The sequence below is a fragment of the Actinomadura roseirufa genome, assembly GCF_900659635.1.
GTDB classification, from domain to species: domain Bacteria; phylum Actinomycetota; class Actinomycetes; order Streptosporangiales; family Streptosporangiaceae; genus Spirillospora; species Spirillospora roseirufa.
This window is the reverse complement of the sequence record NZ_CAACVB010000254.1, coordinates 1-10,524: the sequence shown is the minus strand read 5'-3', so window position 1 is coordinate 10,524 and position 10,524 is coordinate 1. Positions and strand designations below refer to the sequence as shown.

Sequence of the window (10,524 nt, the reverse complement as noted above, 5' to 3'; positions counted from 1 at the left end):
CGCCGCGGGCCTGGCGCTGCTCACCGCCGGGCGGGACGGGCCGGCCGAGCTGCTGGAGGCCCACCGGCGGCCGGAACCGCCGTACACGGCCGGGGCGGAGGCGCGGGCCGCCGGCGCCACCGCGCTGCTCGACGTGAGCGACGGGCTCGTCCAGGACCTCGGGCACATCGCCGCCGCGAGCGGGGTGCGGATCGACGTCCGCACGGCGGAGCTGCCCGTCCCGGAGATCCTCGGCCCGGACGGGCTCCACCACGTCCTCACCGGCGGCGAGGACCATGGATTCGCCGGAACCTTCCCCGCGAACGCCGTCCTTCCCCCATCCTGGACTCCCGTGGGGACGGTCGGCGAAGGCGCGGGGGTGTTCGTGGACGGGCGCGTACCCGCCGCCGGTGGCTGGGATCACTTCCCCGGATGAGCGCGCCGGTGACGGAGCGGGACCACCGGTGCCCGTTCGTGCATCCGGTAGGCATGCTTGGTACTGGTTTGGTATACATCCTGTGATCGAAGAGGAATGGGATGGGACGACACACCAAGCTCGAACCACCGGAAGACGAGCCCGGCTCCGGCGCCCAGGCGTCCCCTGGACCGTTCTTCGGCGCTCCCCCCGGGTCGTCCTACGAAGCCTTCTCCGGCCCGACCGACGACCAGGTGTTCGTGTCGTCCTACGAGCGGGCGCCCGTGCCCCCCGGTGTGCCGGGGGCGGAGCCGCCGTCCGGCCACCACTTCGCCGGCGGACCGGGCTTCGGCCCTCGCCACGATCCCGGAGGCCGGCCCGAGTACGACGCCCAGGCCGGGTACAACGCGCAGGCCGGGTACGGCGCGCAGCCCGGGTACGGCGCGCAGCCCGGGTACGGCGCGCAGCCCGGGTACGGGGTCCAGCCCGAGTACGGCCAGCCCGAGTACGGCGCTCCTTACGACCACGGTGGGCAGCAGCACTTCGGAGGGCGGCAGAGCTTCGGTGCCCGGCAGGAGCCGGGTCCCCAGCAGGGGTTCGGCGGGCCGGACGGCCCCGGTGGGCCTCCGCCGGGCGGGACAGAGCCCGCGTCCTCCGGCGAGGACGCGTCGCGCGGGAGGCGGCTGGTCCGGCTCTTCTCGGTGCTGCCCGTGCCCATGCTGCCGATCGTCGCGCTCGTGGTGGCGGTGGGCGTCGTCGCCTACGCGCTGAGCACCCAGCAGATCTCCCTCAACTTCGCCGGCGGCGCCCCGAAGGACCCCGCCGGCAACCCGCGCGACAGCACGGTCTCCCAGCGCGGTCCGGGCAACCGGGCCAGCCGCGGCGCCGGGCGCGCCGACGTCGTCGTCGCGTTCCGCGTCGTCGCGCGGCTGCAGGGGGGCTTCCGGGCGACCGCGACGGTCACCAACGAGAGCCGGGCCCCGGTCGGCAAGTGGGCGCTCGCCTTCCGGATCCCCGGCGCGCCGGTCCGCACCATCAGCGGCGCGACCGTCGTCCGGACGGGGACGCTCGCCTTCGTGCGCGGCCGCGCGCCGCTCGCGCCCGGCCAGTCCGCGCACGTCGTGTTCACCGCCCGCGGCGTCGCCAAGAAGCCGACCTACTGCGTCCTGAACAGCAAGCCCTGCACCTTCGGCTGAGAGCACGCCCCGCCGAGGCGCCCGGCCGCGGGCGTTCGGCCGCGGGCGTTCGGCCGCGCGTTCGGCCGAGGCGCCCCAGGGCGAGGCGCACGCGACGTCTTATGGTGGGCGCATGCAGCAGAACCTTCCGCCGTCCCGTCCGCAGGCCCCGCCGCTCGTGCTCACCATCGCGGGCTCGGACTCGGGCGGCGGCGCCGGCATCCAGGCCGACCTGAAGACGATGCTCGCCCTCGGCGTGCACGGGATGAGCGTCGTCGCGGCGGTCACCGCGCAGAACTCCCTCGGCGTCCAGGGGTACTGGGAGCTTCCGCCCGAGGCGGTCCGCGCGCAGCTCGACTCGGTGCTGTCCGACATCGGCGTCCACGCGATCAAGACGGGGATGCTCGCGTCCACCGCGCTGGTGGAGGTCGTCGCCGCCGCGCTGGCGGCCTCGGACGCGCCCGCCGTCGTCGACCCCGTCGGCGTCTCCAAGCACGGCGACGCGCTGCTGGCGCGGGACGCGGTCCAGGCCGTCCGCGAGGCGCTGCTGCCCGCCGCGACCGTCGTCACGCCGAACCTGTACGAGGTCGAGCTGCTCACGGGCGTCAAGGTGGTGGACGAGTCGGGCCTGCGCGAGGCCGCCGAGGCGGTTCACGCGCTGGGCCCGCGATGGGTGCTGATCAAGGGCGGTCACCTGCCCGGCGAGCCCGCCGACCTGCTGTTCGACGGCGAGCGCGAGCACCGGTTCACCGCCCCTCGCCATGACAACCGGCACACCCACGGCACGGGGTGCACGCTGGCGTCGGCGATCGCCTCCCACCTCGCCCTGGGGGAGGACGTGCCCGCCGCGGTCGGCCGCGCGAAGGAGTACGTCACCGGCGCGATCGCCGCGGGCTTCCCGCTCGGCGCGGGCATCGGGCCCGTCGACCACGGCTGGCGGCTGCGCGGCTGACCGGGCCGCCGGCCCCGCCCGGGACACGCGAAAGCCGGCTCACCGGTACCCTCCGATGAGCCGGCCTGAGCCGGGACGTCCTCAGACGGTCGGCTTGACGACCTTGCCGGCCTTGATGCAGGACGTGCAGGCGTTGATCCGCTTGGTGCTGCCGTTCACGACGGCGCGCACGCGCTGGATGTTGGGGTTCCAGCGGCGCGGGGTGCGGCGGTGCGAGTGGGAGACGCGCATGCCGAAACCGGGTCCCTTGCCGCAGACGTCGCAGACGGAAGCCACGGGAAACTCCAAGTGGTGTCGATGCTCTGAACCGGAGCGCCACCCCGAAGCCGTTGCGGGCGAGGCGGAGTTCAATGGGCGCTCACTGATGACGCCCCGGACGAGGCGCACGAATCAGAGTAGCCGACCGCCGGTCGGGTAGGCGAATCGGCCGCCGCGCCCCTCCGCGCGGCGTCGAGTGATTCACGTCCCCGGCATGGGCTAGAAAAGACTGCGTGGCGAACCTCGACGAGCCGTTGCGCAAGGTCCTCGGCGACAAGACGGCCAAGGTGCTGGAGAAGGGGCTCGACCTGCGCACGGTCGGCGACCTGCTGCACCACTACCCGCGCCGCTACGCCCACCGGGGCGAGCTGACCCCGCTGAGCGGCCTGCAGGACGGCGAGCACGTCACGGTGATGGCGGAGGTCGTCAAGGTCCAGGGCCGCACCCTCAGCCGCAGCCCCGGCTACGTCCTGGAGATCACGGTCACGGACGGCACGGGCGAGCTGCAGCTGAGCTTCTTCGGCCGCAAGGGCTCCTACCGGGCCGAGAAGGAGCTGTCGCCGGGCACGCGCGGACTGTTCGCCGGCAAGATCAGCACCTATGTCCCGCGCAGCGGCAGGGTGCGGCGGCAGCTCACCCACCCGCAGTACAAGGTCGTGGAGGAGCGGGCCGCCGAGCAGGCCGCGCAGGAGTGGGCCGACGAGATCATCCCGATCTACCCGTCCACCAAGGGCCTGGACATCGAGACGATCGGCATCTCCACCGGCACGGTCCTGGACCAGCTGCGGCTCCCCGCCGACCCGATGCCGGGCGCGCTGCTCGGCCGCCGCGGACTGATCGGCCTCCGCGAGGCGTACGAGGGGATCCACCGCCCGAAGTCCTGGGACGAGCTGGGCCGGGCCAGGGCCAGGCTGAAGTGGGACGAGGCGTTCGTCGTCCAGATCGCGCTGGCCCAGCGCAGGCTGGCCGCGGCGGCGCTGCCCGCGACGCCGCGTCCGCCGTCCTTCGGCGGGCTGCTCGCGGAGTTCGACGCCCGGCTGCCGTTCGAGCTGACCGAGGGCCAGCGGAAGGTCGGCGACGAGATCGCGGCGGACCTGGCCGCCGAGCACCCCATGCACCGTCTCCTCCAGGGCGATGTCGGCGCGGGCAAGACGGTCGTCGCGCTGCGGGCGATGTTGCAGGTGGTGGACGGCGGCGGGCAGGCGGCGCTGCTGGCGCCGACCGAGGTGCTCGCGCAGCAGCACCACCGCTCGATCGCCGGCCTGCTCGGCGACCTCGCGCAGGCCGGGCAGCTCGGCGGCGCCGAGCACGCGACGCGGGTCGCCCTGCTGACGGGCTCGCAGGGGGCCAAGGCGCGCAAGGCGGCGCTGCTGGAGGCCGCGTCGGGCGGCGCGGGGATCGTGGTGGGCACGCACGCGCTGTTGCAGGAGACGGTGCAGTTCGCCGACCTCGGCCTGGTCGTGGTGGACGAGCAGCACCGGTTCGGCGTGGAGCAGCGGGACGCGCTGCGCGAGAAGGTGAGCGGCGGGCGCCCGCACGTGCTGGTGATGACGGCGACGCCGATCCCGCGCACGGTCGCGATGACGGTGTTCGGCGACCTGGAGACGTCGGTGCTCGGGCAGCTCCCGGCGGGCCGGTCGGAGATCAGGACGCACGTCGTGCCGCCCGAGCGGCCCGCCTTCCTCGCCCGCACCTGGGAGCGGATCCGGGAGGAGGCGGCGCAGGGCCGCCAGATCTACATCGTCTGCCCGCGGATCGGGGAGCGGGAGGGCGACGAGGGTGACGTGCCCGAGCAGGAGGAGGAACGGCGCTCCCCGCTCGGGATCATGGAGTTGCTGCCGCGGCTGGAGGAGCTGCTGGCGGGGCTGCGGATCGGGGTGCTGCACGGCAAGCTGCACCCCGACGAGAAGGACGCGGTCATGCGCCGGTTCACCGAGGGCGGGCTGGACGTCCTGCTCGCCACCACGGTCATCGAGGTCGGCGTGGACGTGCCGAACGCGACCGTCATGGTGATCATGGACGCGGACCGGTTCGGGGTGTCGCAGCTGCACCAGCTGCGCGGCCGGGTCGGGCGGGGGTCGCTGCACGGGCTGTGCCTGCTGGTCACCGACGCGGAGCCGGGGAGCAGGGCGCGCGAGCGGCTGGACGCGGTGGCCTCGACCACCGACGGTTTCAAGCTGTCCCGGCTCGACCTGGAGCAGCGCCGGGAGGGCGACGTGCTGGGGGCGGCGCAGGCGGGCCGGGCGTCGAGCCTGCGGCTGCTGACCCTCCAGCGGGACGAGGACGTCATCCGCGACGCGCGGGAGGAGGCGACCGCCCTCGCCGACGCCGATCCGGACCTCGCCGACCATCCGGGGCTGGCCGCGGTGCTGAACGCCCTGCTGGACGAGGACCGGGCGGGCTTCCTGGAGAAGGCCTGAGGAAATCCCCTTATTTCCGACTAATTAAGTTGACTTTAGGCCCGGCCGGGGCGACGATGAACGCGTGAATCCGAGCGAGCCGCTGACCGCGCGCCTGCACGTCGACCTCCGGCGGCAGGCGAGCGCCCTGTGTTCCCGTCGCTGATCCCGCTCATCTCCACGGGCCCGGCGGCACCCGCCCGGCCCGTCCGGATCCGACGACGGCTCCCAGGAGGCCGCACATCATGACGATCACCAGCCATGGCACCGATGCCGCGCGCATCGCCGCCGAGCCCGCTCCACCGGAGCTCCTCGCCCGCGTCTTCGCCCTGCACCGCATCGACCGTCCGAGCCTGGCCGACGTGGAGGAGTACCTGCGCGACCCCGAGCCCGAGGTCCGCGCCGCCGCGCTCGCGGTGCTCACCCGCGCCGCCCGCGGCGGCGGCGCCCCGCGCGGCACCGGCGACACGCTCGCCTGGGCGCTCGCCGACCAGCACGAGGACGTGCGGCGGGTCGCCGCCGACGCGCTGCGCAACCTGCCCGAGCTGTACCTCGGCGACGACGGCGTCGCCGCGCTCCAGCTGGCCGCCGCGCGCGGCCGCGACGCCTTCGTCCGCGAGACCGCGACCGACCTCCTCGAGATCCTCACCCGCGGCGCCACCGAGCTGTACGCGCAGGGCCTGCAGGACGACGAGCCGCAGATCCGCATCCAGGCCGTGCTCGGCCTGGTGGCGCTGCGCGCGGTGGAGGAGGTCGCCGAGGCCGCCGACGACCCGTCCCGCGAGGTGCGGGTCGCGGTCGCCGAGGGCCTCGGCCGGCTCGTCCGGCCCGCCGGGCTGGCCGCGCTGGGGCACCTGCTCGGCGACCACGATCCCGTCGTCCGGATGGCGGCGCTCGACACCGCCGCGGAGCTGGGCGTCCCGGCGCCGCTGGAGGGCCGGGTGGTCACCGCGACCGCGCACTCCAGCTGGCAGGTCCGCCGCCGCGCCGTGCGGGCGCTCGGCGCCGCCGCGCCCGACGTCGCGGTCCGCCCGCTCGTGCACGCCCTGCAGGACCGGACGGTCGACGTGCGGCGCGCGGCCGTCCAGGCGCTCGAACAGTGGGCGGGCGACCGTCCCGAGGTCGTCACCGCGCTGACCGAGGCGCTGGCCGATCCCGATCCGGGGGTGCGGACTCAGGTCCGCTGGGCCCTCGCCTGAGACGCCGGGCCCCGTCTGGGAGTGCGGGGCCCGGGGGGTGAGCGGCGGGTCGCCGGTGGTCGGGCTGGCACCGGTGACCCGCGATACGCACGGCCCGCGAGGCGGGCGGGATGTTTCCGGGGTGGGTGCGTCCCATCCGTCTCGCGGCCGTGCGGCACCTTCGGTGCCCGGCCACTGGCCGGGCGCCGGGATACTACAGAGATGACCAGGGTCATCGCGGGAGCCGCGGGCGGGCGGCGGCTGGCCGTCCCCGCCGGACGGGACACCAGGCCGACCAGCGACCGCGCGCGGGAGGGGCTGTTCGCGACGGTGCTGGCGCTGCTCGGCCCGCTGGACGGGCTGCGCGTCGCCGACCTGTACGCCGGGTCCGGGGCGGTCGGCCTGGAGGCGCTGTCGCGGGGCGCGGCGCACGCGCTGCTGGTGGAGTCGCATCCGCGCGCCGTCCAGGTGATCCGGCGCAACGCCGAGAGCCTCGGGCTGCCCGGCGCGGTGCCCTGCGCCGACAAGGTGGAGCGGCTGGTGCGCAGGCCGCCGGACGCGCCGTACGACCTGATCTTCGCCGACCCGCCGTACGCGCTGCCCGACACGGCGGTCACGGAGCTGCTGGAGGCCCTGCGCGACCGGGGATGGGCCGCGCCCGGCGCGCTGGTCGCCGTCGAGCGCGCCGCCCGTGGCGCCGCGCTCGCCTGGCCCGGCGGGTACACGGCCGAGCGGGACCGGCGGTACGGCGAGGCCGTCTTCTGGTACGGCCGTGCCGACTGAGGCGGTTCCCGTATCTCGGGCCGGTGCGGAGGATCGGTGCGTCGGCTCGGTGCGGCCGGGTAGAGGCGGGTCATGAAGCCCGGCCTGAAGCCCGGCCTCGACCGCGCCGTGGGACGCGTCTGGATCGTCGCCCTGGTGATGGTCCTCGCGCTGATGGCGAACGTCACCTACGTGCAGGGGTTCCAGACGCAGAGCCTGCGCGACGACCGGCTCAACGGCCGCCAGTACCAGAACCGCGACCGGACCGACCGGGGGCCCATCGTCGCGGGCGGTGAGCGGCTGGCCTGGTCGGAGCCCGTGAGCGGGAAGCGCTACCAGCGGCACTACAAGGACGGGCCCGTCTTCGCGCCGGTCACCGGCTACTTCTCGCCCTTCTCGCAGACCGGGCTGGAGAACGCCGGGAACCACGTGCTGGACGGCACCGACCCCCGGCTCGCCACCACCAGCATCATCGACCGGCTCCTGGGCAAGCACATCCCGGGCGGGACGGTCGAGGCGACTATCGAGCCGCGAGCGCAGCGGGCGGCCTTCGCGGCCCTGGAGTCCAGTGGGGCGCGGCGGGGGGCGGCCGTCGCGCTGGACGCCCGCACGGGGGCGATCCTCGTCCTGGCCTCCACACCGTCCTACGACCCCGCCGAGGTGTCGGTCCTGGACGGGCGGCGGGCCCAGCGGGCGTTCACCCGGCTCAACGGGGACCGGCTCAAGCCGCTGCTGGACAAGGCGACGGGCGAGCTGTTCCCGCCGGGCTCGACGTTCAAGACGGTGGTCGCCGCGTCGGCGCTGGACGCCGGGGCGAACGCGGGCTCGGCGGTCCGCGCCGGGCGCGCCTACCGCCCGCCCGGCGCCGGACGGGCGATCAACAACGACGCGGGCGACATCGGCGGCCAGTGCGACCTGCAGTCCATCCCCCTGATCGACGCCTACGCCCAGTCCTGCAACACCACGTTCGCGTTCATGGGCGCCCAGGAGCCCGGCAACGGGGCGGTGGCCGCCCAGGCGGGCCGGTTCGGCTTCGGGGGGCCGGTGGAGATCGCCTCGGGGATGCGCAGCGCCGTCAGCGCCTTCCCGAAGACCGGCCAGCCGTCGCTGAGCGCGCTCGGATCGATCGGGCAGGGCAGCACGGTGGCCACGCCGCTCCAGATGGCGATGGTCGCCGGCGGCATCGTCAACGACGGGAAGGTCATGCGGCCCTATCTGCTGTCCCGCTCGGAGGGCGCCGACGGGCGCGAGGTGGGGCGGGGGAAGCCGGAGACGCTGTCGCGGGCGCTCACGGCCGAGCAGGCCGGTCAGCTGCGGGAGATGATGAAGGCCGTCGTCCGCAAGGGGACGGGGAAGTCCCTGCGGGGGACGTCGGTCCTCGGCGGCAAGACCGGCACCGCCGACGTCGAGGGCGCCTCCTACAACGACCGCTGGTTCATCGGCTTCGGACCGCCCGCCAGCCCGCGCTACGCCGTCGCGGTGATGACGGAGGCGTCCGGGTACGGGATCGAGTCCGGCCCGATCGCGGCACGGATCATCGACGCGTTGAAGGACTGAGCGGGAGGAGGGGGACGACCAGGACGAGCGGGACGGGCGCGGTGCCCGCGGGCGGCGGTGGTCGAGCCCGGGTGAAAGCGGCCCGAACCGGATTTGGTACGTTCGCGCCGCAGGTCAGAAACCGGGACCGAAGGGGTTCACGTCGTGCGCCGTGTCGTCTGTCCGGGATCGTTCGACCCGGTCACCAATGGGCATCTCGACATCATCAGCCGGGCCTCCCGCCTCTACGACGAGGTGGTCGTGGCCGTGCTGATCAACAAGAGCAAGAAGAGCCTGTTCACCGTCGACGAGCGCGCCGACATGATCGCAGAGGTCACCGAGGAGTACGGCAACGTCAAGGTGGACAAGTTCTACGGGCTGACCGTGGACTACTGCAAGGAGCAGGACATCCCGGTGATCGTCCGGGGTCTGCGGGCCGTCAGCGACTACGAGTACGAGCTGCAGATGGCGCAGATGAACCACCGCATCGCCGGGGTCGAGACGCTCTTCATGGCGACCAACCCCGAGTACGCGTTCCTGTCCTCCAGCCTGATGAAGGAGGTCGTCCGCTTCGGCGGCGACATCTCCGGGCTGGTGCCCGACATCGTGCACGACCGGCTCGTGGCGCGCCTCCAGGGACCTGCCTGACCCGTCCGGGCGGTCCGGCGGGCCCGCGTGGACCCTGGTGGGACGGGGCGCGAGTTGGGCCCGTGGCCGGTCTTCGGTACCCTGGGACATCGGCCATCACCGGCGGCCGTCATTCGCCATGCCTCACGAAAGCAGGAATCCGCTGTCTCGCCTCGACCCCAACGCCCCGCTGGTGCTCGATACCCGGGCGCTGAGCAGGCAACCCGGGTCGTCGCGCGAGAAGCGCCTGTCCGTGCCGGCTCCGGAGAATTTCGGCGTCGAGATGGTGGGCGTCCCCGCGGGCGCCGAGATCGAGCTGGATCTGCGGCTCGAGTCGGTGCTGGAGGGGGTGCTCGTCACCGGCACGGCGGCGGTCCCCCTGGAGGGGGAGTGCTCCCGCTGCCTCGACCCGATCGCCTCGTCCTACGAGGCGGACTTCCAGGAGCTCTTCGTCTATCCTGACACCCGCTCCGGCGGGAACGCGGACGACGACGAGCTCAGGCTCGAGGACGATCTGATCGACCTCGAACCGGTGCTCCGGGACGCGGTGGTGCTCGCACTGCCACTGTCGCCGCTGTGCCGGGACGACTGTCCCGGCCTGTGCCCGGACTGCGGTGTACGGCTGGCGGACGCCGGGCCCGACCACCACCACGAAGTCGCCGACCCCCGGTGGGCGGCGTTGCAGGGCCTGGCCGGCGGCGTGGCGCCGGTCCCCCCGGCAGGGGGACGCGGGGACGAGGATCCCCGCGGTTCAACCGACCGACGAGAAGGAAAGCAGGAGGGCTGACGTGGCCGTCCCGAAGCGCAAGAAGTCGCGCAGCAACACGCGGCACCGTCGTTCGCAGTGGAAGACCGCTGCGCCGACCCTGGTCGAGTGCCCGACATGCCGAGACAAGAAGCTGCCCCACACCGCGTGCGCGTCGTGCGGCACCTACGACCGGCGGCAGGTCATCGCCCCGTCGGCCTGAGCCTTTTTCGCATCCGGGGGGCGGATCCGCGCGTACGGCGCGGCCCGTCCCCCCGATGCGCGGGAGGCACCGACCACCCCGGCGCGTGACGCCGGCGTGGTGACCGGCGCGGAGTTCTGCGCCCGGAGCCGTGGTGCACGCCGGGATCAACCGACCGGCGCGCACCTCGTCTTCGCGGAGCCGTTCTCGGGGGACGCCCCCCGGGCGCGCGGGCCGGTCCGCTCCTCGCACGGCGAGGCCGCGGCCGCCCGGCCCGTCCCGCGCGCCGTGGCCCT

12 protein-coding genes are annotated in these 10,524 nt (G+C 74.3%); 11 read left to right on the top strand and 1 reads right to left on the bottom strand.

What is annotated here, in order from left to right; genetic code table 11:
* The 3 genes from E1291_RS33815 to thiD form a co-directional block, all read left to right on the top strand.
* The coding region (locus tag E1291_RS33815) for a thiamine-phosphate kinase (RefSeq protein ID WP_370771076.1) at positions 1–415 on the top strand (415 nt) is incomplete at its 5' end.
* A gap of 101 nt (positions 416–516) precedes the next feature.
* The gene (locus E1291_RS33810) at positions 517–1,590 is read left to right on the top strand and encodes a cellulose binding domain-containing protein (protein WP_131742140.1); all 1,074 of its coding nucleotides are present in this window, start codon (positions 517–519) and stop codon (positions 1,588–1,590) included.
* A 112-nt stretch (positions 1,591–1,702) separates the two neighbouring features.
* Positions 1,703–2,521, top strand: a complete 819-nt coding sequence (thiD, locus tag E1291_RS33805; protein ID WP_131742139.1) for a bifunctional hydroxymethylpyrimidine kinase/phosphomethylpyrimidine kinase — start codon at positions 1,703–1,705, stop codon at positions 2,519–2,521.
* Between the two features lie 81 nt (positions 2,522–2,602).
* Here the strand turns inward: thiD and rpmB are convergent, their stop codons facing one another.
* On the bottom strand, positions 2,603–2,797 hold the full coding sequence (gene rpmB / locus E1291_RS33800; protein WP_030164391.1) for a 50S ribosomal protein L28: 195 nt from the start codon (positions 2,795–2,797) through the stop codon (positions 2,603–2,605).
* 215 nt (positions 2,798–3,012) lie between these two features.
* Between rpmB and recG the strand changes: the two genes are divergently transcribed.
* The 8 genes from recG to rpmF all read left to right on the top strand — a co-directional run bounded on the left by recG (position 3,013) and on the right by rpmF (position 10,249).
* On the top strand, positions 3,013–5,199 hold the full coding sequence (recG, locus tag E1291_RS33795) for an ATP-dependent DNA helicase RecG (RefSeq protein WP_131742138.1): 2,187 nt from the start codon (positions 3,013–3,015) through the stop codon (positions 5,197–5,199).
* A 64-nt stretch (positions 5,200–5,263) separates the two neighbouring features.
* Positions 5,264–5,344 (top strand): putative leader peptide, encoded by an 81-nt coding sequence (locus E1291_RS45280; protein ID WP_370771078.1) that lies wholly within the window; start codon positions 5,264–5,266, stop codon positions 5,342–5,344.
* 79 nt (positions 5,345–5,423) lie between these two features.
* A complete protein-coding gene (locus tag E1291_RS33790; RefSeq protein WP_131742137.1) occupies positions 5,424–6,377 on the top strand; it encodes a HEAT repeat domain-containing protein in 954 nt (317 codons plus the stop codon).
* A 201-nt stretch (positions 6,378–6,578) separates the two neighbouring features.
* A complete protein-coding gene (gene rsmD, locus E1291_RS33785; protein WP_131742136.1) occupies positions 6,579–7,139 on the top strand; it encodes a 16S rRNA (guanine(966)-N(2))-methyltransferase RsmD in 561 nt (186 codons plus the stop codon).
* Positions 7,140–7,211: 72 nt separating this feature from the next.
* Positions 7,212–8,675: a penicillin-binding transpeptidase domain-containing protein gene (locus E1291_RS33780; RefSeq protein WP_131742135.1), complete on the top strand. Its 1,464-nt coding sequence runs from the start codon at positions 7,212–7,214 to the stop codon at positions 8,673–8,675.
* A gap of 144 nt (positions 8,676–8,819) precedes the next feature.
* Complete coding sequence (gene coaD / locus E1291_RS33775; protein WP_131742134.1) at positions 8,820–9,302, top strand: pantetheine-phosphate adenylyltransferase; 483 nt, start codon at positions 8,820–8,822, stop codon at positions 9,300–9,302.
* A 118-nt stretch (positions 9,303–9,420) separates the two neighbouring features.
* Positions 9,421–10,068 (top strand): YceD family protein, encoded by a 648-nt coding sequence (locus E1291_RS33770; protein ID WP_131742133.1) that lies wholly within the window; start codon positions 9,421–9,423, stop codon positions 10,066–10,068.
* 1 nt (position 10,069) lies between these two features.
* Positions 10,070–10,249, top strand: a complete 180-nt coding sequence (rpmF, locus tag E1291_RS33765) for a 50S ribosomal protein L32 (RefSeq protein WP_131742132.1) — start codon at positions 10,070–10,072, stop codon at positions 10,247–10,249.
* Positions 10,250–10,524: the final 275 nt, after the last annotated feature.